Source organism: Pseudomonas sp. Irchel 3A5, assembly GCF_900187575.1.
Lineage (GTDB): Bacteria > Pseudomonadota > Gammaproteobacteria > Pseudomonadales > Pseudomonadaceae > Aquipseudomonas > Aquipseudomonas folii.
The window spans coordinates 308,458-334,448 of sequence record NZ_FYDU01000008.1 but is presented as its reverse complement, the minus strand read 5'-3'; the positions used below and the strand labels follow the sequence as shown (position 1 = coordinate 334,448).

Genomic DNA, 25,991 nt, shown 5'->3' with positions numbered 1-25,991 from the left:
TGTAAGTCAGCTGCACGCGTTGCGCTGGGCACCCTGCAATCGACCGGGCTTTTCTGACGAAGTTTTATGAATTTCCTCAAAAAGGCAGCGCCGCATGCTTACCGACGCGCTGGCAGCAGCTGCGTTATGATTGCCAACTTTTACCGATGGGGTTGTCATGGCCAAGGCCAAACGCTTGTATGGCTGCACTGAGTGCGGTGCGACTTTTCCCAAGTGGGCCGGGCAGTGCAGCGAATGCGGCGCCTGGAACACACTGGTGGAAACCGTGTTGGAAAGCGGCAGCGCTGCGCCACCCAGCGGCCGCTCAGGCTGGACCGGGCAGCAGACCCAGATCCGTACGCTGGCCGAGGTCAGTGTCGAGGAAATCCCGAGGTTCTCCACCAACTCGGCCGAGCTGGACCGGGTATTGGGCGGTGGTCTGGTCGATGGCTCGGTGGTGCTGATCGGCGGTGATCCGGGGATCGGCAAGTCCACGATTCTGCTGCAAACCCTGTGCAACATTGCCGAGCGCATGCCCGCTCTGTATGTGACAGGCGAGGAATCCCAACAGCAAGTCGCGATGCGCGCCCGTCGTCTGGGGTTGCCACAGGACAAGCTGCAGGTCATGACCGAAACCTGCATCGAAAATATCATCGCCACCGCCAAGGTCGAAAAGCCCAAGGTCATGGTGATCGATTCGATCCAGACGATTTTTACCGAACAGCTGCAATCCGCTCCGGGCGGCGTTTCACAAGTCCGGGAAAGTGCGGCCTTGCTGGTGCGTTATGCCAAACAGAGTGGCACCGCGATTTTTCTGGTAGGCCACGTCACCAAAGAGGGCGCATTGGCGGGGCCACGCGTGCTTGAGCACATGGTGGACACGGTTCTGTATTTCGAAGGCGAATCCGATGGCCGTCTGCGTTTGCTTCGCGCAGTGAAAAACCGTTTCGGCGCGGTCAACGAGCTGGGCGTTTTCGGCATGACGGACAAGGGGCTCAAAGAGGTCTCGAATCCGTCGGCGATCTTTCTGACCCGAGCTCAGGAAGAAGTGCCGGGCAGTGTGGTGATGGCGACCTGGGAAGGTACGCGCCCGATGCTGGTGGAGGTTCAGGCGCTGGTGGATGACAGCCATATGTCCAATCCACGTCGCGTGACGCTGGGACTGGATCAGAACCGTCTGGCGATGCTACTGGCTGTGCTGCACCGACATGGCGGCATTCCGACTCACGATCAGGATGTTTTCCTCAACGTGGTGGGCGGTGTCAAAGTCCTGGAGACCGCGTCGGATCTGGCGCTGATGGCAGCGGTGATGTCCAGTCTGCGTAACCGTCCATTGCCTCATGATTTGCTGGTGTTTGGTGAAGTAGGGCTGTCCGGCGAAGTTCGCCCGGTGCCGAGCGGTCAGGAACGTCTCAAGGAAGCCGCCAAACACGGCTTCAAACGGGCGATCGTCCCTAAGGGCAACGCCCCGAAAGAGGCGCCGCCGGGGTTGCAGGTCATTGCAGTCACCCGCTTGGAACAGGCGCTGGATGCGTTGTTTGAATAACGTTCGAGAGGCTCTGTAGGAGCGCGCTTGCCCGCGATGAGGCCCGTACATCCGATAAACAGCTGCGCCTGAAATACCGTAATCGCGGGCAAGCGCGCTCATCAAACAACATTCAATCTACTGGATTGAAATGCATTTTCTGTAGGAGCTGCCGAAGGCTGCGAAGCATTTCTCCTGATACACCGCTATCGCAGCTTCGGCAGCTCCTACAGGTCCTATGTTTGCCGCGAGACAGCGCGGTGTCAGGGACAGCGGGCGATCTCATACAGCTAAAAACCATGCAGATCCTTACACCTCAATCAGCGCCGCCAACTCACGCTCCAGCTCATCGTGATCAGCCAGGTTCAGTTCAACCAGCCTTCGCAAATGGCTGATGGAATCCAGGGTTATCTGCTCACAGACAAACCCTAACTGCCCGTTATCATCGTGAGCCAGCCTCACGTCCATTTGCACATGCACTTCGTTGCTCAGCTTGATATCGGCGTTGAATGCCTGTTCGGTATCGGCGTCCCAGGGTTCGGGGCGCTCGATGAGCATGCCTTTGAGGGAGAGGTCCACCAGTTGGACCTGCCAGTTGCGGTCGCCCTGGCTGAGTGTGGTTTTCGCATCGAAGGCGATGCGTTTGAAGCGTCGGCGGTCATCGTTGGAGTCGGTCATCGAATCACTTCTCTTGGAATCGTGTGACGTGCTGTCAGCGTTTAAACGCCTGTCGAGGCGTCGCCTGTAACGACGATAGTCCTGATCCTGCTTTCCGGATAGCTTTCAGGCCCTGATTTACACTTCGTCCGCCTTTCGAGCCGCGTCTTGTGAACTGGTTCAATGGGCGTTTTTAAGTGAAACGTTTCTTTTACGCTCTAGACCTTGGTTGGGGTGGCCTTTCGCTGCGGCGCAGCTAAACTCGCGTAGCTGGCCTTTCAGTCATCTGCTGGAATATAAAAAATGAAAAATAATAATAGCCTCCTGCGCCATGTGCCTTGGCTAATCGTTGCAATTATCGGGGCATGTGCCCTGGGGGTCGTGGCCTTGCGCCGCGGAGAAGCAATCAACGCCTTGTGGATCGTGGTCGCTGCGGTCGCCATCTACCTCGTTGCCTATCGCTATTACAGTCTGTTTATTGCCCGGCATGTCATGCAGCTCGACCCGCTGCGGGCCACTCCAGCCGTGGTCAACAACGATGGTCTGGACTACGTGCCGACCAACAAACACATTCTTTTCGGTCACCACTTTGCTGCTATCGCTGGCGCCGGACCTCTGGTCGGGCCGGTATTGGCTGCGCAAATGGGCTACCTGCCTGGCACGCTCTGGCTGATTGCCGGTGTGGTACTGGCCGGTGCGGTGCAGGACTTCATGATCCTGTTCCTGTCCACACGCCGTAATGGTCGCTCGCTGGGCGACATGGTGCGTGAAGAAATGGGCCGTATCCCCGGCACTATCGCGCTGTTCGGCTGCTTCCTGATCATGATCATCATCCTCGCGGTGCTGGCGCTGATCGTGGTCAAAGCGTTGGCTGAAAGCCCTTGGGGTATGTTCACGGTACTGGCGACGATTCCGACTGCGATGTTCATGGGCATTTATATGCGCTACATCCGGCCGGGCCGCATCGGGGAAATCTCGGTCATCGGCGTGGTGCTGTTGCTGCTGTCGATCTGGGTAGGTGGCATGGTTGCCGCCAGTCCTGAGTGGGCGCCGATGTTCACCTTCACCGGCGTGCAGATCACCTGGATGCTGGTTGGGTACGGTTTCGTTGCAGCCATGTTGCCGGTCTGGCTGCTGCTGGCTCCGCGCGACTACCTGTCAACTTTCCTGAAAATCGGCACCATCGTGGCGTTGGCGATCGGCATCCTGATTCTTGCGCCTGAGCTGAAAATGCCTGCGCTGACCCAGTTCACCGACGGTACCGGCCCAGTCTGGAAAGGCACACTGTTTCCGTTTCTGTTCATCACCATCGCGTGTGGTGCGGTGTCCGGTTTCCATGCGCTGATTTCTTCCGGTACTACGCCGAAGCTGCTGGATAACGAAACCAACGCCCGTTACATCGGTTACGGCGGCATGCTCATGGAGTCCTTCGTGGCGATCATGGCCATGGTTGCGGCTTCGGTGATCGAGCCTGGCATCTACTTCGCCATGAACAGCCCGGCGGCAATCGTGGGCGGTGATGTGGTGACTGTGGCCCAGACTGTCAGCAGTTGGGGCTTTGCGATCACACCTGAACAACTGACCGCAGTTGCCAAGGATATTGGTGAGAACACCGTTCTGGCCCGTGCTGGCGGTGCGCCGACTCTGGCGGTGGGTATCGCACAAATCCTCCATCAGGCCTTGCCGGGTGCCAGCACCATGGCGTTCTGGTACCACTTCGCGATCCTGTTTGAGGCGCTGTTCATTCTGACGGCGGTTGATGCCGGTACGCGTGCTGGTCGCTTCATGCTGCAAGACCTGTTGGGCAGCTTTGTTCCAGCCCTGAAACGCACCGAGTCCTGGACGGCCAATGCCATCGGCACCGGCGGTTGCGTGGCGTTGTGGGGGTACTTGCTGTATCAAGGCGTGATCGATCCACTGGGCGGCATCAACACCTTGTGGCCGCTGTTCGGTATCTCTAACCAGATGCTGGCAGGTATCGCGCTGATGCTGGCGACGGTTGTGCTGATCAAAATGAAACGTCAACGTTATATCTGGGTGACCATGCTGCCAGCGACCTGGCTGCTGATCTGCACCGTGACGGCTGGCTTCATTAAGCTGTTCGATAGCAACCCTGCCGTGGGTTTCCTGGCCCTGGCCAAGAAATACAGCACGGCAGCTGATGCGGGTCAGATTCTGGCTCCAGCCAAGACCATGGATCAGATGCAGCATGTGATCTTCAATGCCTACACCAACGCGACGCTGACGATTCTGTTCCTGTTCGTGGTGTTCAGCATCCTGTTCTACGCGCTGAAAGTCGGCGTCGCGGCATGGGGCAACAAAGAGCGTACGGACAAGGAAGCGCCTTTCCAGGCGTTGACGACTCCGACCAACGTTTGAAAGACGAGAGGATCTGCCTATGTTCAACGACCTGAGTCGCCTCGGGAAATACCTCGGTCAGGCAGCGCGCCTGATGGTGGGCATGCCTGACTATGACAATTATGTCGCGCATATGCAGGTCAAACACCCTGACAAACCGATGATGGATTACGAAACGTTCTTCCGGGAACGCCAGGAAGCCCGTTACGGCGGCAAGGGTGGGCCTAAATGCTGTTGATGAATTGAATTTTTGATCCACTGCATCAGTTAACCTGTGGGAGCGGTGCTTGCCCGCGATAAGGCTGGACGCGATCTAAAGTGAATCGCATCCAGCCTTATCGCGGGCAAGCACCGCTCCCACAGTTTTTTGTGTTGTTTGAAATGACAGGAGCATCCATGACCACCCCGCAACCCATTCCCGTCACTGTCCTCAGCGGCTTCCTCGGCGCGGGCAAGACGACGTTGCTGCGTCATCTGCTCAAGACTGAGCACGGCCTGAAAATCGCCGTGATCGAAAACGAATTCAGTGATGCCGGTATCGATACCCAGTTACTGGGCGCTGAGCCGGTGCAAGTCATGACCCTGTCCAATGGCTGCGTCTGCTGCACCATCCACACCGACCTGACCAAGGCCTTGTTCCTGCTGCTGGAACGTCTGGACAGCGGCGAGATTGCGTTTGACCGTCTGGTAATCGAGTGCACCGGCCTGGCTGATCCTGCGCCTGTCGCACAGACTTTCTTCATTGACGAAGAGCTGCGCGAGCGCTACATCCTCGATGGCATTATCACGCTGGTGGACGCGGCCAACGCCGAGACGCATCTGGCGCAGACCATCGCTCAGGCGCAGATCGGCTTTGCTGATCGCCTGTTGGTGAGCAAGCGTGATCTGGTGGACGACGCCACCTTCGACGCACTCAGCGCACGCTTGACCCGCATCAACCGCCGCGCGCCGATCCGTGTGGTGGAGCACGGAAAGATCGATCTGGCCGAGCTGCTGGACGTGCGGGGTTTCAACCTGAATGCTGATCTGGGCGGCGGCATGACCTTGCGTCCGCTGGCTCCGGCGGGCAGCTCCATTGATCGCATTTCGAGCCTCGTCCTGCGCACCGACGAGCCTCTGGATATCGACAAGCTCAGCGAGTTCATGAACGAGCTGCTCGAAGAGCATGGCCCACAGTTGTTGCGCTACAAAGGCGTGCTGAACATCGCGGGCGAGCCCAGGCGTATGGTGTTTCAGGGCGTACTGAAGCTGTATGGCTTTGACTGGGATACGGAGTGGGCTGAAGGCGAAAAGCGCGAAAGCGTGATTGTTTTTATCGCTGATGAACTGCCGGAAGAGAAGATCCGGGCTGGGTTTGCCAAAGTCGCAGGCTGAACGGCCTTCCATCAAACAAAATAAGATTTATGGAATTGAAATGCACTTTCTGTAGGAGCTGCCGAAGGCTGCGAAAGCAATAATCCTGGCACGCCACTATCGCAGCCTTCGGCAGCTCCTACAGGTCCGATGTTTGCCTTCCGATATCGAGCTATTTTCACCCACAAAAAAGCCCCGGCTCTTGCGAACCGGGGCTTTTTGTTACTGCTGCAACGGGGCTGATTAAGCGCCGTATACCGGCAGTCTGGCGCAGATGGCTTTTACTTTTTCACGTACTGCGTCGATCACGGCTTCGTTGTTCAAGTCAGCCAGGATGTCGCAGATCCAGGTAGCCAGTTCCTTGCACTCTGCTTCTTTGAAGCCGCGAGTGGTGACGGCTGGAGTGCCGAAACGCAGGCCGGAAGTCACGAACGGGGAGCGTGGATCGTTAGGTACGGAGTTTTTGTTGACGGTGATGAAGGCGCGGCCCAGGGCAGCGTCTGCGTCTTTACCGGAGATGTCCTGCTTGATCAGCGAGAGCAGGAACAGGTGGTTTTCAGTACCGCCGGAAACGACGTCGAAACCGCGCTCGATGAACACACCGGCCATGGCCTTGGCGTTTTTCACGACTTGTTGCTGATATGCCTTGAACTCAGGCTGCAGCGCTTCCTTGAAGCAGACGGCCTTGGCGGCAATCACGTGCTCCAGTGGACCACCTTGTGCGCCCGGGAAAACAGCGGAATTGAGCTTCTTCTCGATGTCGGCGTTGGCGCGAGCCAGGATCAGGCCGCCACGTGGACCGCGCAGGGTCTTGTGCGTGGTGGTGGTCACGACGTCAGCGAACGGTACCGGGTTCGGGTAAACGCCAGCAGCAACCAGACCGGCTACGTGGGCCATGTCGACGAACAGGTAAGCGCCAACCTTGTCAGCGATAGCGCGGAAGCGCGGGAAGTCGAGGATCTGCGAGTAGGCAGAGAAGCCCGCCACGATCATTTTTGGCTTGTGCTCAACGGCCAGGCGCTCGACTTCGTCGTAGTCGATCATGCCGTTGGCGTCGATGCCGTATTGAACGGCGTTGTACAGTTTGCCCGACGAGCTGACGCTGGCGCCGTGGGTCAGGTGACCGCCGTGGGCCAGGCTCATGCCCAGGATGGTGTCGCCGCCTTGCAGCAGTGCCAGATAAACCGCGCTGTTGGCTTGCGAACCGGCGTGCGGCTGAACGTTGGCGTAATCTGCGCCGAACAGCTCTTTGGCACGGTCGATGGCCAGTTGCTCAACCACGTCAACGTATTCGCAGCCGCCGTAGTAACGCTTGCCTGGGTAGCCTTCAGCGTATTTGTTGGTCAGGACCGAACCCTGAGCTTCCATCACCGCTGGGCTGGTGTAGTTTTCCGAAGCGATCAGCTCGATGTGCTCTTCCTGGCGCTGGGCTTCTTGCTCCATCGCGGCGAAGAGATCGGAGTCGTACTTGGCGAGAGTCAAATCACGGCTGAACATGGCGGTCCTCAGGGATCGGGGGCAGAAAAGGGGGGCATTCTACCCCAAGCGCTTTCTGGAGTGATATGAAACGCAGTCATGTTGTCTAGAAGCAGCTTCAAGTTACAAGTTGCAAGCTTCAAGCAAAAGCCGTTCTGCTTTTGCCCTTGCTTGTAGCTTGTAGCTTGTAGCTTGTAGCTTGTAGCTGTCCCTCTCAATCAAACATGAACAGCGTGTCATTGCTGTACTGCGCTTCGAACCGGCTGGGTGGCATCGGTCGGCCGAAGAGGTAGCCTTGTACTTCATCACAGCCGTGCTCGCGCAGGAATTCAAGCTGTTCGTGGGTTTCGACGCCTTCGGCAATGACCGCCAGGTTGAGGCTGTGGGCCATGGCGATGATCGCGCGGGCGATCTGTGCGTCCTGCTCGCCCGAAGGCAGACCGTCAACGAAGGTCCGGTCGATCTTGAGGATGTCGATGGGGAACTGTTTGAGGTAATTCAGCGATGAATAGCCGGTGCCGAAGTCGTCTACCGCAATGCTCAGGCCCAGGCGCTTGAGGCCGTCGAGAATCTGCATCGCAACGCCTACTTCGCGCATCAGGATACTTTCGGTCAGCTCCAGTTCGAGGCAGGCAGGGGGCAGGCCTGTTTCCTGAAGAATATTGGCAATCCGGTTACCCAAATGGCCATCAGCAAATTGACGGGCAGAAATGTTGACCGAAACTTTGGGCACGCGCACCTTGGCCCTGTGCCAGGCTTTGAGCTGTTTGCAGGCCTCGGTGAGCACCCAGTCGCCCACTTCCACCACCAGACCGAGCTCTTCAAGTACGGGGATGAACTCGTTTGGCGAGACCATCCCGCGACGTGGATGGTGCCAGCGCAGCAAAGCCTCGGCCCCAGTGAGGCGTTTGCCGTCGCCGCTGAACTGGGGCTGGTAGAACAGGGTAAATTCCTGCTGCTCCAGTGCATGACGCAAATCGCTTTCCAGCTCCAGACGTTCCAGCGCTGAGGCGTTCATGTCGGCCTGATAGAACTGAAAATTGTTTTTGCCGTTCTCCTTGGCGTGATACATCGCGGTGTCGGCGTTCTTCATCAACTGACTCAGTTCGTTACCGTCCTGAGGGCTCAACGCGATGCCGATACTGGCGGTCACGAAGAACTCCCGCCCCTCAAGGACGAACGGCGTGACGAGGCTGGTCAGGATCTGCTCGGCAACGTGAATGGCGCGGTTCAGGGCGAGCTCCCGGGTCGGGCTCGGTTGCAGCAGCAAGGTGAATTCGTCTCCGCCCATGCGGGCAACCGTGTCGTCATCGGCGACGCACGCCAGCAGGCGCGTGGCCATTTCCTTGAGCATGCGGTCACCGGCCGCGTGTCCCAGGGAGTCGTTGATCGGCTTGAAGCGGTCAAGATCGAGGAACATCAACACGACCCAGGCGTTTTGCCGCTCGGCATGTTGCAACGCTGAGTGCAGGCGATCCTGAAACAGCGAGCGGTTTGGCAAGTGGGTCAGGGCGTCGTAGTAGGCCAGGCGATGGATGCGTTGCTCGCTGGCCTTGCGCTCGCTGATATCGGTGAAGAAACAGACGTAACTGGCCAGATCGCCTTCATCATCCAGTACCGCCGTGATGCCGACCCATGCCGGGTAATGTTCTTCATTACGACGTTTGAGCCAGACTTCGCCTTCCCAGCTGCTGTGCTGATTCAGTTGTTTGACGATGTAGCGCAAGTGCGCTTCCTGCTGGTTATCGACGGTCAGCAGGGTTGGTAACTGGTCGAGCACTTGTGCGGCTGTGTAGCCGCTGACCCGGCTGAATGCCTCGTTGGTTTGTACGATGTAGCCCGCCGGATCGGTAATCAGGATGGCTGAAGTCGAGTGCTCGAATACGGTGGCGGCCATACGCAGGTCTTTTTCGGCCCGGCGCTGCTGGCTGATATCACGTCCCACGCCAAGGATGCCTTCGAACGCACCCTGATCGTCCCAGACCAGTACCAGACGCAGTTCAATAGGGATTTTTCGCCCGTCGGCGCGCAGGCAGTCGAACAGGAACAGTTGAGTCGGTATTTCGTGGCGCAGGGCGGCCAGTGCTTCCGGCTTTTTCAGTACTTTGCGGATGCGATCCATCAACGCGTACACGCCTGCCAGTTGCTGCGGATTGGCGACGGTGGATTTCCAGCCGTGCTTGAGAATCCATTCAGCGCTGTAACCGAGCACGCCTTGGACTGAAGGGCTGACGTAATTGGGCGTCAGTTTGCTGTTGGTGGAGAAAATTACGTCGCTGATGCTTTCGGCCAGCATGCGGTAGCGCTGTTCGCTGTCACGCAGGGATTCACTGGCTTCCAGCTGTTCGGTGATGTCTTTGGCAACGCCGATAATGTGCGTGACCTGATCATCACTATCCCGGGACAGGGCCTGTTCACGGATATCGTAACGCCGCCATTTACTGTCACGGGCACGGAAGCGTAATTGGCATTGCAGAAGTTCGCTGTGTCCACGGTGACGCTGGCGCAGGCGCATGTCCTGATAACACTCGGCGTCGTCGGGGTGCAGCAGCATTTCCCAGAAAAACTCGCCCATGCGCAGCAGTTCAGTCTTGCTGTATCCGAGTGTCTGACCGAGGTTGTGGTTGCTGTAGATCATTCGTTGGCTGAGGACATCCTGCACATACAGATGGTCCGGGACAGTGCGCACCACATTCGACCAGAACCCTTCGCGTTCCTGCTGCGACAGCTCGACCCGCTTGCGGCTGGTGATGTCGCCGATGCTCAGGATGACGGCGTTAAAGTCTTCACGGTCTTCAGGCAGACGTACCACCAGCCACAGGTGTTGATCTTCGCCGCGGTCCCGAGTCAGGCGGATCTCGATTTCCAGCTGGTTTTTTCGGGCCAGTACCGCGTGGATCAATTGCTCGCCAATACCGTGCTGACCGCGCTGGCCGCCTTCTATGACGTGCTGCCACGCCTTTTCGCTGGATTGGACGTTGAGCAGGCTCAAGGCGACCTGATTGACTTCGGTAATGCGCAGTTTGCGCAACAGCGCGTTGAGTTGCCCAGGCTGGGCCTTGAGCAGCTCGTTCAGTTGCTGACTGTTATCGATCTGCAGCGTCTCGAGATAGCCTGGCAGGGCCGACATATCCAGCACGCAGATGGCGACGCCAGCGCCTTCGAAAATATCCTGATAGCGGCGTCTGCTTTCGTGCAGCTGACGCTGGCGTCGGCGCAGGCTGAACAGCGCGAATAACGGCAGGATCGAACAGAGCAGGCCAATCACACATTTGCCGATCAATGGCCCGAGCAACTGCTCCCGCGCCTTGCTGACGTCGAACTGGCCGCGTAATTGCCAGTTACTGTTGGTCAGAGGCTGAAGCAGCACGCTCTCGATTTCGCCAATGCTGCTCACCACCGGTTCATTCTCGATGGTTTTGTCACGGAATAGCAGGCGATCAGTGGAGCGGTTCTCCAGCCGCCAGAGTGGCTGGAAACCCTGGCGTGTCTGACGTGTAAGAGGTTTGAGAACGTCCGGGCTCAAACGCAACGCCCAATAGCCCTGGTTGGTTTCACCGGGATAACGGATCAGCAGATAGATCTGCGAGCCATCTTCACTGTTGTCGTAGTAAAAAGGCCGGCCCATGGCTTGTTGGACCATCTGCTTGATAAACAAGGTGTCGGTGGAAGCGTCCAGGCTGTCAGTGGTTACCTTGCCGCTTGCGTCCAGCCACGCGATGCTGCGCAGCGAGGGCAGCGAATGACGCAAATTGTTCAGCAGCTGTATTTCCTGCTCCGGGCCCTGAGGCGCCTGCTGGCTGCTGAGACTCAGCAAATTGAGCGCCACTTGAGCGCTCAGCTCCATGTTCAGGCTCAGGCGGTCCGCCAACTGCGCGCTGTAGTCGAGACTGCGCTGGCGCTGGCGATCCTGGTTCTGTTGGTACTGATCAATCAACTGCCAAAAAATCAGCGCAAGCATCATCAACACCAGCGCTGCCAGCATGCCTTTCAATGACCCGCGCAAAGGCACCGCTGTTGTGCTCCTGGTTGTGCTCGATTGAGACGGGTGAGTTGATGTTGGCAACATTGATCCTGACTACTGGACTGGAACAGGCTGTTTGAAAACGATTGCACCGGGCTGCGCTGCCGCCAATGCGGGGCGCACTATATGCCTACGCCCAAAGGGCGGCTAGCATGCCTTGAGTTGTGGCTAAGTGCCAGCCCCGCTGGCTCAGATGGTTTGCCCTCAAGCCCGCATTCGGGTAGCTTTGCCCAACGCGCAGCCTCTGCCGATTCCTGCATGAGTGACTCCACTGCTTGCAAACTTTGATCTGGTTCCACGGCGCTCTCATCCTGCGATGTAGATAATTCAAGGCGTGGAACCGTCCAACGGCAAGTGCCGTCGACAAATAAAACGCTTTTTTGCGTCGTAGCGCCAAGCTCGCGTCTCTATTCAACAGTCATAAAACCAGGTTTTCATCCCATGGCCCAATACGTATTCACCATGCATCGGCTGAGCAAAGTTGTGCCGCCGAAGCGGGAAATTCTCAAAAATATCTCCCTGTCGTTCTTCCCGGGCGCCAAGATCGGCGTCCTCGGTCTGAACGGTTCGGGTAAGTCCACACTTCTGAAAATCATGGCGGGTGTTGATACCGAGTTCGACGGTGAAGCGCGTCCGATGCCTGAACTGAACATCGGCTATCTGCCGCAAGAGCCGCAGCTGGACCCGACCAAGACCGTGCGTGAAGTGGTCGAGGAAGCGGTCAGTGTGATCAAGAACGCTCAGGCGCGCCTTGATGAAGTCTATGCAGAATATGCAGACCCGGATGCGGACTTCGACAAGCTGGCTGCCGAGCAGGCCAAGCTGGAAGCCATCCTGCAAGCCTCCGATGGCCACAACCTGGATCGCCAGCTGGAAGTCGCCGCCGATGCGCTGCGTTTGCCAGCATGGGATGCGAAAGTTGAAGTGCTATCCGGTGGCGAGAAACGTCGTGTTGCCCTGTGCCGTCTGCTGCTGTCCGCTCCGGACATGCTGCTGCTCGACGAACCGACTAACCACCTGGACGCCGATTCTGTCGCCTGGCTTGAACATTTCCTGCACGATTTCCCGGGTACCGTGGTTGCGATCACGCACGACCGTTACTTCCTGGATAACGTCGCTGGTTGGATTCTGGAACTCGACCGCGGCGCAGGCATTCCTTACGAGGGCAACTATTCGGGCTGGCTGGAAGCCAAATCCGATCGTCTGGCCCAGGAATCCAAGCAGCAGTCGGCCCATGAAAAGGCCATGAAAGAAGAACTGGAATGGGTTCGTAAAGGTGCCAAGGCGCGCCAGTCCAAATCCAAGGCTCGTCTGCAACGCTTTGAAGAAATGCAATCGCAGGAATTCCAGAAGCGCAGCGAAACCAACGAGATCTACATCCCGGCCGGTCCACGCCTGGGCGACAAGGTCATCGAATTCAAGAACGTCAGCAAGGGTTACGGCGATCGTGTGTTGATCGACAACCTGTCGTTCGCCATGCCCAAGGGCGCGATCGTGGGTGTGATCGGTGGTAACGGTGCCGGTAAGTCGACCCTGTTCCGCATGTTGATGGGCAAGGAAACGCCGGACTCGGGCACCATCGAGATCGGTGAAACCGTGCAACTGGCTTGCGTTGATCAGAGCCGTGACGACCTGGATGGCAGCAAGACTGTGTTCCAGCAGATTTCCGACGGTTCCGACCAGATCCGCATCGGCAACTACGAAATCCCGTCACGCACTTACGTTGGCCGTTTCAACTTCAAGGGTGGCGATCAGCAGAAGTTCGTCAAGGACCTGTCCGGCGGTGAGCGTGGTCGCTTGCACCTGGCGCTGACCTTGAAGGAAGGCGGCAACGTCTTGCTCCTCGACGAACCGTCCAACGACCTCGACGTGGAAACCCTGCGTTCGCTGGAAGAAGCGCTGCTGGACTTCCCTGGCGCCGCCATTGTGATCTCTCACGATCGGTGGTTCCTGGACCGGGTTGCGACCCACATCCTCGCTTACGAAGATGATTCGCAGGCCGTGTTCTTCGAAGGCAACTACACCGAGTACGAAGCCGACCGCAAAAAGCGTCTGGGCGAAGCAGCAGCCCAGCCGCACCGCGTACGCCACAAGAAACTGGCCTGATTTATTCAGGCGGTACAAAAAACGGAGCCTTCGGGCTCCGTTTTTTTTGCGGCCGCCGGTAGGAGCGAACTTGTTCGCGAGACAGACGACCGGGTGTGTCAGGCGCATCGCCTCGCGAACAAGTTCGCTCCTACCGGTGGGCGTACCTAAACATCCGGTTCAATCAGAATAATCTCGATATCCTGATCCCCGGCCGGGCGCTTCCACAGCACTTCGTCGCCCAGCTGCGCGCCCATCAAGGCACGGCCCAGCGGCGAGGCCCAGTTAATCAAACCTGCGGCGGCATCAGCCTGATCCTCGCCGACCAGTTGGACGCGATGTTCAGTGTTGTCTTCATCGGCATAGGTCACCCAGCTGCCGATTTGAACCTTCTCGGTAGAAATAGCAGGAGTCACCACCTGCGCACTTTGCAGGCGCTGATTGAAGTAACGCAGGTCACGCTCAAGATCTGCCAGGTGCTGTTTGTCGTTGTCCTGATCCAGCGCAGCGATCTCACTGTGATGGGCCTGAAGTTCGGCGACGCGGCGCTGCAAATGCTCCAGACCACTGGCGGTAACGTAATTGGGTTGCTCGCTGATCAGGCGCTCGACCGGCTGGTCGGCATCCGCAGCGGCATTGTCTTCATTGACGAAGGCGCGGCTCATGACTTTTCTCCTCTAATGAAGGTTGGGCCATGGGCGCGGGGGATAAGTTTCGTTGATTATTACGCAGATGTTATTCCCTGTAGGAGCTGCCGAAGGCTGCGATGCGTGTCAGGATGAATGCTTTCGCAGCCTTCGGCAGCCCCTACAGGTACTCGCACCGCCTATCAATCAATAGTGATACCACTTCACCTCAAGCATCACTTCGTTCTGCGGTGAGCTCATTTGGCTGAACTCTCGCTGGGCGCTCAGGCGCAGGCCGAGGTTGCGTGACAGCTCCCATTGCTGGTTGAGGCTGATGCTGCGGCGAACCTCGCCGTTGGTGAAATAGTCGCCTTTGGTTTCGAGGCTCAGATTGCCCAACGGGTTACGCCACAGCACACCGGTATTGAAACCTGCAGCGGGGGAGATGAACTCCGCAAAGTCATTATTGTGCTCGACACGAACCGTGCCCAGCGCAAAACCCAACACGTCCTCGCCCAACTGCCAGGTGCCGCCTGCGCCGCCGTTCACATGGGAAACCAGTGTTTCATCGCCGTGCTTACCGAGCACGCGCTCCAGACCTCCGGTCACTTGCCACGACCAGGGTTGCAGCAGCGCATTGCGTGGCGTCAGCGAACGAATCGTCGCCAGATCCAGCTGCTGTAACTGCCAGTGGTTGCCTTCGTACTGGCGCAGCTTGAGCTGCAGAATCTCGATCTGCGCCCCCAGCGGGAAGCCATAGGCATTGTCATTAAGGTCGTGATACGCCATGCGCAGCCCGTACTCGGCGAAGGCCTTGTCATCACGGGTACCGACGCCAGCCTGCCATGTCCGGGATTCATGACCGTCTTCGGGTAAACCGGGCCGTTGGATGTCCAGTGCAGGCGGCGGGTTCTGATTGATCGCCCGCAGCAGCTCGAAACTGCGCTGAGCGCGTCCGGCATCACGCTCCTGACCATTGGCGCGGTAGCGCTCCAGGCGATACGCGGCATCCTGAATCAACGCACGGCGTTCTTTAGGTTGAGCAAGGTATTCAGGATTTTGCAGTTGCTTCTGATCGGCACTGACGTCCAGTACCCATTGCTGCTCGGTACTGTTCAGCGGCTTTGCACGCTCCAGCAGTTCGCGCTCGCGGGAAGGGCGGTAGTCGATCTTGTCGACAAGGCCAGCGGCTTTGACGGCCTTGACGGTATCGGTCGGGATAGCGGTCAACGGGAATTGCTCGGTCAGCTTCAAGCCGGGGCGGGCAACCTGCAGCAGTTCCAGCAGACGATAAGAGCAGTTTTCGTCGAAGAAGAAGTAGCCGAAGCGGATCTGCTTCAACTCCCAGACGTGTTCAACCATGCGCCCGGTTTCTTCCGGGGTCAGGTTGAGGTGGTATTCCCACAGATCGCGATTTTCCAGGCTGCGATATTCCGACAGTTTTTCCTGGTAAGGCACCAGCGCGAACAGGCCGGGATAACCGCCCGCCAGCCCTTTCCATGCATACAGAATGCTGTTGTCCATGCCTTCGATGTAGGCACCGAAGTTGATCGCATAGCTGAGCAGGGCGGTGTTGTTGGTTTTTACATCAGCCTGATCGATGCGCAGCAACGTGTGGCCGAACATGGACGAAGGGCTGTTCAGGTAAGCGGCGGGGAAGATCATCACGGCACTGTCGGGTGCAACGTCCTTGAACCACTGAGTGAACTCTTTGCACTCTACGGCTGGCAGGTCTTTGAGCTGCAATTGGTCCTTCAGCCAGCGTGTCCGTGCCGGATAAACACACTGGGCGTGTTTCTCGCCCGCGCTTGCCGGGGCATAGAGGGCATCAACGGTGGCGCTCAGCTCCGCCTTCGGGTCGTGTTCACCGTTGGCCGAGAGAAAGAATTTCGGGTCGTCAACATAGCTGCGCCAGCCACCCAGCTTGGCGGTCTCGTAATGCCCTAATGAAATCCAGAATGGCTCATTGGCCAGTTGCTGCAAACGTTCATCGCTCGCGTGTTGCGCGGCGGACAGCGGGGTGCAGACGCAGAGCGCCAGATACACAAGGCGTTTGAGCATGGAAAGCAACTATTCAAGAGATCGTCAGGGGATCGGGAAGTCAGCAGTCTAGCGCGTGAACGCAACAAAAAGCCCGCCCTCCGGGTGGGAGGGCGGGCGCAACGAGCTTATGCCTGGGTAGCGTACTTGGCCAGGGTTGGATCGTTTTTCAGTACGTCGAGGGTGTTGGTGTGAACGTCTTCAGCGGTGGCGTCTGCCTTGCTGAAAATCTGGTTGAAGTGCTCGTGGGTGACGGCGGCGAAATGCGCACGATCTTCCGGTGCTACGCCCAGCACTACCGCGTAAGTGGTCAGTGCTTCGCCTTGACCCATCGCCATGTCCTTGGAGAGCTCGTCCATCATGCCGTTCATGGCAATCCAGGATTTACCGCCGTAGGTCAGTGCGCTGTTGGTGGAGCAGCCGTTGGTGCCCGAGGTCATGCCGAACGTGGCGTTGCCCGAAGTACCGTTAGTGGTTGATGCGAGGAAATGAGCGGGAGTACCGCGTTGACCTTCAAACAACATGTTGCCCCAGCCGCAATCCGGGCCACCAGGAGCCTGGGCCATAGCGTTGATGGAAACAGCTGCGAAGAGACTACCAAGAAGAATCCGTTTCATAGCTTTATTCTCTTTATATTCAACCAAGGGTCAGGGTTCATGGCTTCAGTCGCGCCAAGGCGGCCAGTGTTAAATGTCTGGTGCGCCAAGGTTTGAGCTTAGGCGTTATCCAAGGGTTCCGCCTTTTATTACAAAATGTTCATCAAAAAAACCTCATTGATCTAACGCTCTGGCCAGCGTACCGCGAGGCTTGTGACGACTTGAGTTCTTTACTGTCTTGCAAGTCGAGTCCAGCGAGCGCCAGAATGCCGCCATCTGCCCCGCCTGATGTAAGGATGCCCGATGCCCGATACTGTTGCTGCCAGCCTGCGTCTTGCGCCCGAAGCGCTGACACGTCCTTTTTCCGCTGAACAGTTCAGCTTTTCGACGACCAATGATCTGGAGCCCTTTCGCGGTGTGCTCGGCCAGGAACGAGCAGTAGAAGCTTTGCAATTCGGTGTGGCCATGCCGCGCCCCGGTTACAACGTGTTTGTCATGGGTGAGCCCGGCACCGGGCGTTTTTCGTTCGTGAAGCGTTACCTAAAGGCTGAAGGCAAGCGCCTGCAAACCCCGAGCGACTGGGTTTACGTCAACCACTTCGACGAACCCCGCGAGCCCCGTGCGCTGGAGTTGCCACCGGGCAGCGCGCATCAGTTCATCACTGATATTGGTGGGCTGATTGATAACTTGCTGTCGACCTTCCCGGCCGTTTTCGAGCATCCGTCGTACCAGCAGAAGAAAAGCTCCATCGACCGCGCTTTCAATCAGCGGTACGACAAGGCACTGGACGTCATCGAGCGTCTGGCGCTGGAAAAAGACATCGCCCTGTACCGTGACAGCACCAACATCGCCTTTACCCCGATGCTGGACGGCAAGGCGCTGGATGAAGCCGAGTTTTCGCAACTCCCGGAAACTGATCGCGAGCGCTTCCATGAAGACATCTCGGCCCTTGAAGAGCGCCTGAACGAAGAACTTGCCAGCCTGCCGCAGTGGAAGCGCGAGTCGAGCAATCAACTGCGCCAGTTGAACGAAGAAACTATCACCCTGGCGCTTCAGCCACTGCTGGCTCCGCTGTCCGAGCAGTACGCCGAGAACGCGGCGGTCTGCGCGTATTTGCAGGCGATGCAGGTTTACCTGTTGAAAACCGTGGTCGAACAACTGGTCGACGACAGCAAGACCGATGCTCAGGCGCGCAAGCTGCTGGAAGAGCAATACAGCCCGAGTCTGGTTGTAGGTCACTCGGCCAGTGGTGGTGCACCGGTGGTGTTCGAGCCGCATCCGACTTACGACAACCTGTTTGGCCGTATCGAATACAGCACGGATCAGGGCGCGCTTTACACCACTTACCGCCAGTTGCGGCCAGGGGCATTGCATCGCGCCAACGGCGGCTTCCTGATTCTCGAAGCGGAAAAAATGCTCAGCGAGCCTTTTGTCTGGGACGCCCTCAAGCGTGCCCTGCAATCGCGCAAGCTGAAAATGGAGTCGCCGCTGGGTGAAATGGGGCGTCTGGCCACGGTCAGCCTGACGCCGCAAGTGATCCCGTTGCAGGTCAAAGTGATCATCATCGGTGCGCGGTCGCTGTATTACACCCTGCAAGACCTGGATCCTGACTTCCAGGAGATGTTCCGGGTGCTGGTGGATTTCGACGAAGACATCCCGATGTACGACGAAACCCTGGAGCAGTTCGCCCAATTGCTGAAAACCCGGACTTCGGAAGAGGGCATGGCACCGCTGACGGCGGACGCGGTTGCACGTCTGGCGACCTACAGCGCTCGCCTGGCCGAGCATCAGGGGCGTCTCTCGGCGCGAATCGGTGACTTGTTTCAGTTGGTCAGCGAGGCGGATTTCATTCGCCAACTGGCGAGTGACGAGCAGACCGACGCGGGTCATATCGAACGTGCGCTCAAGGCCAAGGCCACGCGCACCGGTCGTGTGTCTGCGCGGATTCTCGATGACATGATGGCTGGCATCATTCTCATCGACACTGACGGCGCGGCTGTCGGCAAGTGCAACGGCCTGACGGTACTGGAAGTGGGCGACTCGGCCTTCGGCGTACCCGCGCGTATTTCCGCCACGGTCTATCCGGGCGGCAGCGGTATTGTCGATATCGAGCGTGAGGTTAACCTCGGCCAGCCGATTCACTCCAAGGGTGTGATGATTCTCACCGGTTATCTGGGCAGCCGATACGCACAGGAATTCCCGCTGGCGATTTCCGCGAGTATCGCGCTGGAGCAGTCTTACGGGTACGTGGATGGGGACAGTGCTTCCCTGGGCGAGGCGTGCACGCTGATTTCGGCCTTGTCGAAAACGCCGCTCAAGCAGTGCTTCGCGATCACCGGCTCGATCAACCAGTTCGGTGAAGTGCAGGCGGTGGGCGGGGTCAACGAGAAAATCGAAGGTTTCTTCCGGCTCTGTGAGGCGCGCGGTCTGACAGGCGAGCAGGGCGCAATCATCCCGCAAGCCAACGTTGCGACACTGATGCTTGATGAGCGTGTACTGCAAGCGGTTCGCGCCGGGCAATTCCACGTTTATGCGGTGCGTCAGGCAGATGAAGCCTTGAGTTTGCTGGTGGGCGAGCCTGCCGGTGAGCCGGACGAGAATGGCGAGTTCCCGGAAGGCAGCATCAACGCCCGGGTGGTTGAGCGACTGCGCGATATCGCCGAGATGCTCAGTGATGATGATCTCAGGGAAGAACTGGAGAAGGAGCCTGCGCAGCTGGCGCCGGAACTCAAGGCTTAAGTAAAACCCTGACCTGTAGCTCACGAGCAACGCGAGGCAGCGATGGCGTTTTTTCTGACACGCCGCCATCGCTGGCCTCGTAACCTCGGTGAGCTCCTACGGGAGTGGTTGTGGGATTCGGCGCACGCCGTTCATCCCCTAAACTTTCCCAATTCAGCTTTTCCTCTATTCTGTTTCCGTACCACGGTTGTCAAAAGGACTGACGCGCCTCACAGCTGTTTCAGTGCGGCGAACACCGTAGCCAACGAGGAGCTCGCCATGTCGCGTAGCCTCTGCCTTACCCGCCAATGCATGGGTCTGATGACCCGGATCGAATGTGTGATACGCCCCCTTTCTGGTGACAATGGCATGTGGACGTTGCTATTCGCTGCTGGAATGACTGGGGAACAACCGTCTGCAATCAAGACCCAAGGGCCTTTTCCTGGTGCTCCGGCTGCCGAGTCAGTGATGCTGGCTATCGCAGAGAGTCTGACTTCCAGCGGTTACGAAGCGGTTGATGATATGCCTATCTGGAGTCTGCATCTGCAGAGCGAATTGCGCCGCATCAACGGCGATGTGTCCAAGGCCCAGCGTTCCTCTCCTTTCTAGCCTGTTTCAAACCGCTCTACGACGTTGCCTTGTGATCCATATGATCGATATGGAGGGCTGCAGTGGTAACGTCGGATCCTCTCTTGCAACCCGTCATGCGTGGCTTTCGGTCACATTCTGCGAATTGCCGGGTGGCTGGTATACTCGCCGCCATCTCCACGCATCTGTGAGTTCAAATGGAACGTTTTGTCGAAAATGCCATGTATGCCTCGCGCTGGCTGCTGGCCCCTCTGTATTTCGGTCTGTCCCTGGGTTTGCTGGCACTGGTACTGAAGTTCTTCCAGGAGATCTTTCACGTCCTGCCTAACGTGTTTGCGTTGGCCGAGGCTGACCTGATCCTGGTCTTGTTGTCTCTTATCGACATGGCGCTGGTGGGTGGCCTGCTGGTAATGGTGATGATCTCCGGTTACGAAAACTTCGTGTCGCAACTGGATATCGATGAAGGCAAAGAGAAACTCAACTGGCTGGGCACCATGGACTCTTCATCGCTGAAGATGAAAGTTGCGGCTTCCATTGTTGCGATTTCGTCGATTCACTTGTTGCGGGTGTTCATGGACGCCAAGAACATCGAGCCGCAATACCTGATGTGGTACGTGATCATCCACATGACCTTCGTGGTATCGGCATTTGCCATGGGTTACCTGGACAAGGTCACCAAGCACTGATCCTCGTGGCTCCCCATGCTTCACAACGTCGCCCGCCCATTGAAAAATGGACGGGCGGCGTCGTTTCAGGCCACTGAAATCCGTTACCTTGGTCAGCGATCGTGTTCTTGAGAGAGGAATTCAAAGTGACTGAAGATGAATTGGCAGTACATCTCAATGCCGGCAGTATCGACGAATTGAACCTGATCTCCATCGAAGGCGGGATTTATCTGCTTGAGGCGCGCATCCAGGGCGACATACAGCTTCTCAGGGGCGAGCGAGGCGAGACGGTCCGGTTACGCTCGGTGGAGCATGCACGCGAGTTTCTCAAGGACTTCAACCCTGTGCCGTTTCATCTGGTACACGCGGTGGTCCATGACGAAATGTGCGGCATGCCGGTGGATAAGCGCGAAGCGCTGCGAGTGCCGATCAGTTTTCATTCGAAATGGTAAAGGTTGAGCCGTAGCTTCCGGTAGGAGCCAACTTGTTGGCGAGAAATTTCGGCTACGCCGCCTCGCTAACAAGTTAGCTCCTACCGTCCGGTGCTCGCTCAATTCACCTGCGGCAGAGTTGGGCAATAGGGTCGCTTTACCCATCTGTGCTAGGCTGCTCGCCCTTTTGATACGGAGCGCCGTGTTCAGGCGTTCCTTTAGCGGAGCAGTGATATGTCCGAAGTCAACCTGTCCACCGACGAAACCCGCGTCAGCTACGGCATCGGCCGTCAGTTGGGCACCCAGCTGCGCGACAACCCACCGCCTGGCGTGAACCTGGACGCGATCCTGGCTGGCCTGACCGATGCGTTCGGTGGCAAGCCAAGCCGTGTGGGCGAAGACGAAATGTCTGCCAGCTTCAAAGTGATCCGCGAAATCATGCAGGCTGAAGCGGCTGCCAAGGCTGAGCAGGCCGCAGGCGCTGGTTTGGCTTACCTGGCTGAAAACGGCAAGCGTGAAGGCGTCACTACGCTGCCATCCGGCCTGCAATTTGAAGTGCTGACCACCGGTACTGGCGCCAAGCCAACCCGTGAAGATCAGGTTCGCACTCACTACCACGGCATGCTGACCGACGGCACCGTATTCGACAGCTCTTACGAGCGTGGCGAGCCAGCTGAATTCCCGGTCGGTGGCGTTATCGCTGGCTGGACTGAAGCGCTGCAACTGATGAACGCTGGTAGCAAATGGCGTCTGCACGTACCGAGCGAGCTGGCTTACGGCGCTCAGGGCGTTGGCAGCATTCCGCCCCACAGCGTACTGGTATTCGACGTCGAGCTGCTCGACGTTCTCTGATCGACTTCATGTCTGATCAGTAAAGGGCAGGGCGAGTCTCGCAGGCTCGCTCTGCTCCTGTTTCAGCGGCTGGTCTCATGTCAGCGCAATTCCGCAATCGGGCGCAACGCTCGGGCATAGCAGAACAGAAACAGATTACGCACCAGCTCTTTCAGCACGATCGGCTCGCTTGAACTCAGCTCGTTAACGTCCAGATCCCCCTGATCGCGCAGCTCATCCAGCGCTTCCTCCTCCAGCACGGCACACACTTCACCGGTCTCGCGATGCAGAATCCGCAGGTAAGGGTGAGGGCGGTCCAGCCATGCATCAATCAAATACGTCATCTTGCTTCTCCTTGAAAGGTTTCAATGAGAATAATTCTTATTGGCGGAATAGCAAGTCTCTATTGAGAATAATTCGCATTTTAGTGCTGAGTGGTTGATTTGGGTCAGGTGGCCGGGGCTCTATTTTCGCGCTCGGCTGCTGACGACGTGGGACCGGCTTCAGACGGGAAGAGGCAGGTACAGTCGCTGCATTTATCTAGTCTTACAGTCAGCTTTCCCGGCTAAAGCCGGTCCCACGTCATCAGCGGTTCCCAAAGGATTTCTGACCCTCAGCAAAATCGCATCACCAACAAAAAGCCCGTCACAAGGACGGGCTTTTTTAACAGCGCATGGCGATCAGTGCGTACGCGCTACTGCGAACTCGCTCAGTTCAACCAGCGCGTCGCGGTATTCGCTTGGCGGCAGGGCATCCAGGCATTTGATGGCGCGGGCGACGTAATCGCGGGCCCGTTTTGCGGTGTAGTCCAGCGCACCAGCGCTCTCGACAGCGCTGCGGATGCTTTCCAGATCTTCCAGGCCACCTTTCTGAATCGCCTGACGCACCAGGGCAGCCTGTTCGGCCGTGCCTTCACGCATGGTGTAGATCAACGGCAGGGTCGGCTTGCCTTCGGCCAGATCGTCACCGACGTTCTTGCCCAGGGTCTCAGCGTCGCCGCGGTAGTCGAGCAGGTCGTCTACCAACTGGAAAGCCACGCCCAGGTGGTCGCCGAAGGTGCGCAGTGCTTCGCTCTGCTCTTCTGTGGCGTTGCACAGGGCTGCGGCGCTATGAGTCGAGGCCTCGAACAGCATGGCTGTCTTGCCGCGAATCACTTCCATGTAGATTTCTTCGGTGGTGCTCGCGTCGCGCACTTTGGACAGCTGCAGTACTTCGCCTTCGGCAATGACCCGGGTCGCTTTCGAAAGGATCTTCATGACAGGCATCGAGCCCAGCTCAACCATCATTTCGAAAGAGCGCGAATAAAGGAAGTCACCGACCAGCACGCTTGGCGCATTTCCCCACAGCGCGTTGGCAGTAGAGCGGCCGCGGCGCATGCCTGACATATCGACCACGTCGTCGTGGAGCAATGTCGCGGTGTGCAGGAATTCGATGGTGGCAGCCAGCAGACGGACGTCATCGCCCTCGCGGCCAAGTGCTTTGCCACACAGAAGAACCAGCAGCGGACGCAGGCGTTTGCCCCCGGCCGAGGTGATGTAGTCGCCGATTTTCGAGACCAACGGTACCCGCGACGTCAGCTGCTTCTTGATAATGACGTCGACGGCACTAAAATCGTCCGCCACAGCGCGGTAGAAGGCTTGAGGTTGCATCAGCGAGGGGTGCTCCAGAAGGGTTGCGCCGCATGCTAGGTTGCGGGTCAGAGCGTGTCAAGGTATGACATCCCGCCCCTTGCAACCGTTTGATGCCTTGCGTACAATCGCGCACCCTAACTTTCCTGGGCAGCACCTGCCTTACGCAATTGCCGACGGGCCTTTCCAGCCCCAGGCAGCCATGCCAGCCGATACTCTACTTATAAAGAGCTGGGTGAGCAGGATTTTCGGAGAAATACCATGTCTTATGCAGTAATCGTTACCGGTGGCAAGCAGTACAAAGTTGCCCCAGGTGAATACCTGAAGATCGAAAAGCTGGAAATCGCTACTGGCGAATCCGTTACTTTCGATCGCGTTCTGTTGGTTGCCAACGGCGACGACGTTAACATCGGTGCACCTGTTGTTGCCGGCGCTACCGTTGTAGCTGAAGTGATCTCGCAAGGTCGTCACGACAAGATCCGTATCATCAAGTTCCGTCGTCGTAAGCACCACATGAAGCGTATGGGCCACCGCCAGTGGTACACCGAGATCAAAATCACCGGTATTCAGGCTTAATTTCAGCCTAATCCCTCATTTGGAGAATTGACTCATGGCACACAAAAAAGCTGGTGGTAGTACCCGTAACGGTCGCGACTCAGAAGCCAAACGCCTTGGCGTGAAGATGTATGGCGGCCAGGCGATCATCCCGGGCAACATCATCGTGCGTCAGCGCGGCACCCAATTCCACGCTGGTTACGGCGTTGGCATGGGTAAAGATCACACCCTGTTCGCGAAAGTGGAAGGCGTGATCAAGTTCCAGGTTAAAGGCGCCTTCGGTCGTCGCTACGTGAGCATCGTTCCGAAGACTGAAGTCTCCGCAGCGTAATCATGCAGCAGCTGGAAAAGCCCTGTCTCGCGACGGGGCTTTTTCGTTTTTGAAGGTTGTTGGCTGTAGGCTTTAAAAGGCTTTGGTGAGTCTCTTGCAAAACTGTTTGTGCGGGCTGTTGTGATGTTGACCTGTGAGGTCACTGGTTTTTGATCGGTATCGCAACGCTCATTTTTGCAAGAGTCTTATGTATTTATGTTGTTCTGCTCGTCCCTGTGGCGGGAGGCGTGCGTTATGAAATTTGTAGATGAAGTATCGATTCGAGTAAAAGCCGGTGACGGTGGTAACGGTTGCATGAGCTTCCGTCGCGAGAAATTCATCGAAAACGGTGGTCCTAACGGTGGTGATGGTGGCGATGGCGGCTCGATCTTCATGGTCGCCGACGAAAACCTGAACACCCTGGTTGACTACCGTTACACCCGTCACTTTGATGCTGAGCGCGGTTCCAACGGCGGCAGCGCTGACTGCACCGGCAAGAAAGGTGAGGAGTTGGTGTTGCGTGTACCGGTGGGCACCACGGTCATCGACGCCAGTACCCAGGAAGTCATCGGCGACCTGACCAAGGCTGGCCAGCGCTTGTTGGTGGCAATGGGTGGTTGGCACGGTCTGGGTAATACCCGGTTCAAGTCCAGTACCAATCGTGCGCCACGTCAGACTACGCCGGGCAAGCCAGGCGACCAGCGTGACCTCAAGCTCGAGTTGAAAGTGCTGGCTGACGTTGGCCTGTTGGGGTTGCCAAACGCTGGTAAAAGTACCTTCATTCGCTCTGTTTCTGCGGCCAAGCCGAAAGTGGCTGACTATCCGTTCACTACTCTGGTGCCAAACCTAGGTGTGGTCAGTGTCGACCGCTGGAAGAGCTTCGTGGTTGCGGATATTCCAGGTCTGATCGAGGGTGCTTCCGGTGGTGCTGGCCTCGGGATTCGCTTCCTCAAGCACCTGGCGCGTACTCGCTTGTTGTTGCACCTCGTTGATATGGCTCCGCTGGACGAGAGCAGCGCTCCGGATGCCGCGGAAGTTATCGTTAACGAGCTGGTCAAATTCAGTCCGTCCCTGGCTGAGCGTGATCGTTGGTTGGTGCTGAACAAGTGCGACCAGATTCTTGAGGAGGAGCATGAGGCTCGCGTCAAGGAGATCGTTGATCGTCTGGAGTGGACGGGTCCTGTCTATGTGATCTCGGCCATTGCCAAAGAAGGTACCGAGCAGCTTAGTCGCGACATCATGCGTTATCTCGAAGAGCGCGCTCAGCGCATTGCTGAAGAGCCTGGCTATGCTGAAGAGCTGGCTGAGCTGGATCAGCGTATCGAAGATGAGGCGCGTGCCCAGTTGCAGGCGCTGGATGACAAGCGTGCACTGCGTCGTAGCGGCGTTAAGAGCGTGCATGACATCGGTGAAGATGATTGGGACGAAGAAGATGAGGATGATGAAGACGGTCCGGAAATCATTTACGTCCGTGACTGATCCTCTGCAGTAAACTAGACGCCGCTTAGAGATAAGCGGCGTTTTTGTATCTGATATCTTGAATTTG

General features: G+C 57.6%; 21 protein-coding genes. 13 read left to right on the top strand and 8 right to left on the bottom strand.

The features are described from left to right. The first annotated feature begins 157 nt into the window (after positions 1 to 157). Positions 158 to 1,525 carry a DNA repair protein RadA gene (gene radA, locus CKW31_RS16020; protein WP_095096812.1) on the top strand — a complete coding sequence of 456 codons (1,368 nt, stop codon included), beginning with the start codon at positions 158 to 160 and terminating at the stop codon, positions 1,523 to 1,525. Positions 1,526 to 1,813: 288 nt separating this feature from the next. Here radA and CKW31_RS16015 read toward each other — a convergent pair whose 3' ends face one another. Continuing rightward, positions 1,814 to 2,182: a PilZ domain-containing protein gene (locus CKW31_RS16015; protein ID WP_095096809.1), complete on the bottom strand. Its 369-nt coding sequence runs from the start codon at positions 2,180 to 2,182 to the stop codon at positions 1,814 to 1,816. Positions 2,183 to 2,464: 282 nt separating this feature from the next. Between CKW31_RS16015 and CKW31_RS16010 the strand changes: the two genes are divergently transcribed. The 3 genes from CKW31_RS16010 (at position 2,465) to yjiA (ending at position 5,893) form a co-directional block, all read left to right on the top strand. Then, a complete protein-coding gene (locus CKW31_RS16010; RefSeq protein ID WP_095096806.1) occupies positions 2,465 to 4,540 on the top strand; it encodes a carbon starvation CstA family protein in 2,076 nt (691 codons plus the stop codon). 19 nt (positions 4,541 to 4,559) lie between these two features. Beyond that, positions 4,560 to 4,757, top strand: a complete 198-nt coding sequence (locus CKW31_RS16005) for a YbdD/YjiX family protein (protein ID WP_027902281.1) — start codon at positions 4,560 to 4,562, stop codon at positions 4,755 to 4,757. 158 nt (positions 4,758 to 4,915) lie between these two features. Then, the gene (yjiA, locus tag CKW31_RS16000) at positions 4,916 to 5,893 is read left to right on the top strand and encodes a GTPase (protein ID WP_095096803.1); all 978 of its coding nucleotides are present in this window, start codon (positions 4,916 to 4,918) and stop codon (positions 5,891 to 5,893) included. Between the two features lie 222 nt (positions 5,894 to 6,115). Here yjiA and glyA read toward each other — a convergent pair whose 3' ends face one another. Continuing rightward, the gene (gene glyA, locus CKW31_RS15995; protein ID WP_095096800.1) at positions 6,116 to 7,369 is read right to left on the bottom strand and encodes a serine hydroxymethyltransferase; all 1,254 of its coding nucleotides are present in this window, start codon (positions 7,367 to 7,369) and stop codon (positions 6,116 to 6,118) included. Positions 7,370 to 7,562: 193 nt separating this feature from the next. Next, the gene (locus CKW31_RS15990; protein WP_371856753.1) at positions 7,563 to 11,414 is read right to left on the bottom strand and encodes an EAL domain-containing protein; all 3,852 of its coding nucleotides are present in this window, start codon (positions 11,412 to 11,414) and stop codon (positions 7,563 to 7,565) included. Positions 11,415 to 11,813: 399 nt separating this feature from the next. On the opposite strand from CKW31_RS15990, the gene ettA reads away from it, so the two are divergent. Next, complete coding sequence (gene ettA / locus CKW31_RS15985) at positions 11,814 to 13,478, top strand: energy-dependent translational throttle protein EttA (RefSeq protein WP_095096794.1); 1,665 nt, start codon at positions 11,814 to 11,816, stop codon at positions 13,476 to 13,478. Positions 13,479 to 13,624: 146 nt separating this feature from the next. Here the strand turns inward: ettA and CKW31_RS15980 are convergent, their stop codons facing one another. The 3 genes from CKW31_RS15980 to CKW31_RS15970 all read right to left on the bottom strand — a co-directional run bounded on the left by CKW31_RS15980 (position 13,625) and on the right by CKW31_RS15970 (position 16,740). Then, positions 13,625 to 14,122, bottom strand: coding sequence for a GreA/GreB family elongation factor (locus CKW31_RS15980; protein WP_095096791.1), 498 nt, complete (start codon positions 14,120 to 14,122; stop codon positions 13,625 to 13,627). A gap of 168 nt (positions 14,123 to 14,290) precedes the next feature. Continuing rightward, positions 14,291 to 16,144, bottom strand: a complete 1,854-nt coding sequence (locus CKW31_RS15975) for a DUF4105 domain-containing protein (RefSeq protein ID WP_095096788.1) — start codon at positions 16,142 to 16,144, stop codon at positions 14,291 to 14,293. Positions 16,145 to 16,251: 107 nt separating this feature from the next. Then, positions 16,252 to 16,740 (bottom strand): DUF3015 domain-containing protein, encoded by a 489-nt coding sequence (locus tag CKW31_RS15970; RefSeq protein WP_027901843.1) that lies wholly within the window; start codon positions 16,738 to 16,740, stop codon positions 16,252 to 16,254. A 282-nt stretch (positions 16,741 to 17,022) separates the two neighbouring features. On the opposite strand from CKW31_RS15970, the gene CKW31_RS15965 reads away from it, so the two are divergent. The 5 genes from CKW31_RS15965 to CKW31_RS15945 all read left to right on the top strand — a co-directional run bounded on the left by CKW31_RS15965 (position 17,023) and on the right by CKW31_RS15945 (position 21,973). Next, entirely contained in the window at positions 17,023 to 19,458 is a 2,436-nt protein-coding gene (locus CKW31_RS15965) for a Lon protease family protein (RefSeq protein ID WP_095096786.1), read from the top strand. A gap of 258 nt (positions 19,459 to 19,716) precedes the next feature. Beyond that, positions 19,717 to 20,046, top strand: coding sequence for a hypothetical protein (locus CKW31_RS15960; protein WP_095096783.1), 330 nt, complete (start codon positions 19,717 to 19,719; stop codon positions 20,044 to 20,046). A 176-nt stretch (positions 20,047 to 20,222) separates the two neighbouring features. Continuing rightward, complete coding sequence (locus tag CKW31_RS15955; protein ID WP_027901846.1) at positions 20,223 to 20,711, top strand: TIGR00645 family protein; 489 nt, start codon at positions 20,223 to 20,225, stop codon at positions 20,709 to 20,711. 125 nt (positions 20,712 to 20,836) lie between these two features. Next, the gene (locus CKW31_RS15950) at positions 20,837 to 21,142 is read left to right on the top strand and encodes a DUF6482 family protein (protein ID WP_095096780.1); all 306 of its coding nucleotides are present in this window, start codon (positions 20,837 to 20,839) and stop codon (positions 21,140 to 21,142) included. A 213-nt stretch (positions 21,143 to 21,355) separates the two neighbouring features. Further along, on the top strand, positions 21,356 to 21,973 hold the full coding sequence (locus CKW31_RS15945; protein ID WP_095096777.1) for an FKBP-type peptidyl-prolyl cis-trans isomerase: 618 nt from the start codon (positions 21,356 to 21,358) through the stop codon (positions 21,971 to 21,973). Positions 21,974 to 22,053: 80 nt separating this feature from the next. Here CKW31_RS15945 and CKW31_RS15940 read toward each other — a convergent pair whose 3' ends face one another. Both CKW31_RS15940 and CKW31_RS15935 read right to left on the bottom strand, forming a co-directional pair. Then, a complete protein-coding gene (locus tag CKW31_RS15940; protein WP_095096774.1) occupies positions 22,054 to 22,296 on the bottom strand; it encodes a hypothetical protein in 243 nt (80 codons plus the stop codon). A 336-nt stretch (positions 22,297 to 22,632) separates the two neighbouring features. Next, on the bottom strand, positions 22,633 to 23,601 hold the full coding sequence (locus CKW31_RS15935) for a polyprenyl synthetase family protein (protein WP_095096772.1): 969 nt from the start codon (positions 23,599 to 23,601) through the stop codon (positions 22,633 to 22,635). A gap of 240 nt (positions 23,602 to 23,841) precedes the next feature. Between CKW31_RS15935 and rplU the strand changes: the two genes are divergently transcribed. From rplU to cgtA, 3 genes are all read left to right on the top strand, one after another. Further along, positions 23,842 to 24,156 carry a 50S ribosomal protein L21 gene (gene rplU, locus CKW31_RS15930; RefSeq protein ID WP_003230856.1) on the top strand — a complete coding sequence of 105 codons (315 nt, stop codon included), beginning with the start codon at positions 23,842 to 23,844 and terminating at the stop codon, positions 24,154 to 24,156. A 34-nt stretch (positions 24,157 to 24,190) separates the two neighbouring features. Continuing rightward, positions 24,191 to 24,466: a 50S ribosomal protein L27 gene (rpmA, locus tag CKW31_RS15925; RefSeq protein WP_002551972.1), complete on the top strand. Its 276-nt coding sequence runs from the start codon at positions 24,191 to 24,193 to the stop codon at positions 24,464 to 24,466. Between the two features lie 234 nt (positions 24,467 to 24,700). Continuing rightward, positions 24,701 to 25,924, top strand: coding sequence for an Obg family GTPase CgtA (cgtA, locus tag CKW31_RS15920; protein ID WP_027899708.1), 1,224 nt, complete (start codon positions 24,701 to 24,703; stop codon positions 25,922 to 25,924). Positions 25,925 to 25,991: the final 67 nt, after the last annotated feature.

Excerpts from the sequence above, each read along its gene's own strand:
- CKW31_RS15955 (WP_027901846.1), top strand. The coding sequence starts at position 20,223 with ATGGAACGTTTTGTCGAAAATGCCATGTATGCCTCGCGCTGGCTGCTG.
- radA (WP_095096812.1), top strand. The coding sequence starts at position 158 with ATGGCCAAGGCCAAACGCTTGTATGGCTGCACTGAGTGCGGTGCGACT.
- CKW31_RS15940 (WP_095096774.1), bottom strand. The coding sequence starts at position 22,296 with ATGACGTATTTGATTGATGCATGGCTGGACCGCCCTCACCCTTACCTG.
- CKW31_RS15970 (WP_027901843.1), bottom strand. The coding sequence starts at position 16,740 with ATGAAACGGATTCTTCTTGGTAGTCTCTTCGCAGCTGTTTCCATCAAC.
- CKW31_RS15935 (WP_095096772.1), bottom strand. The coding sequence starts at position 23,601 with ATGCAACCTCAAGCCTTCTACCGCGCTGTGGCGGACGATTTTAGTGCC.
- glyA (WP_095096800.1), bottom strand. The coding sequence starts at position 7,369 with ATGTTCAGCCGTGATTTGACTCTCGCCAAGTACGACTCCGATCTCTTC.
- yjiA (WP_095096803.1), top strand. The coding sequence starts at position 4,916 with ATGACCACCCCGCAACCCATTCCCGTCACTGTCCTCAGCGGCTTCCTC.
- CKW31_RS15960 (WP_095096783.1), top strand. The coding sequence starts at position 19,717 with ATGTCGCGTAGCCTCTGCCTTACCCGCCAATGCATGGGTCTGATGACC.
- CKW31_RS16015 (WP_095096809.1), bottom strand. The coding sequence starts at position 2,182 with ATGACCGACTCCAACGATGACCGCCGACGCTTCAAACGCATCGCCTTC.
- CKW31_RS16010 (WP_095096806.1), top strand. The coding sequence starts at position 2,465 with ATGAAAAATAATAATAGCCTCCTGCGCCATGTGCCTTGGCTAATCGTT.
- CKW31_RS15975 (WP_095096788.1), bottom strand. The coding sequence starts at position 16,144 with ATGCTCAAACGCCTTGTGTATCTGGCGCTCTGCGTCTGCACCCCGCTG.
- CKW31_RS15945 (WP_095096777.1), top strand. The coding sequence starts at position 21,356 with ATGTCCGAAGTCAACCTGTCCACCGACGAAACCCGCGTCAGCTACGGC.
- cgtA (WP_027899708.1), top strand. The coding sequence starts at position 24,701 with ATGAAATTTGTAGATGAAGTATCGATTCGAGTAAAAGCCGGTGACGGT.
- CKW31_RS15965 (WP_095096786.1), top strand. The coding sequence starts at position 17,023 with ATGCCCGATACTGTTGCTGCCAGCCTGCGTCTTGCGCCCGAAGCGCTG.
- CKW31_RS16005 (WP_027902281.1), top strand. The coding sequence starts at position 4,560 with ATGTTCAACGACCTGAGTCGCCTCGGGAAATACCTCGGTCAGGCAGCG.
- ettA (WP_095096794.1), top strand. The coding sequence starts at position 11,814 with ATGGCCCAATACGTATTCACCATGCATCGGCTGAGCAAAGTTGTGCCG.
- rpmA (WP_002551972.1), top strand. The coding sequence starts at position 24,191 with ATGGCACACAAAAAAGCTGGTGGTAGTACCCGTAACGGTCGCGACTCA.
- rplU (WP_003230856.1), top strand. The coding sequence starts at position 23,842 with ATGTCTTATGCAGTAATCGTTACCGGTGGCAAGCAGTACAAAGTTGCC.
- CKW31_RS15980 (WP_095096791.1), bottom strand. The coding sequence starts at position 14,122 with ATGAGCCGCGCCTTCGTCAATGAAGACAATGCCGCTGCGGATGCCGAC.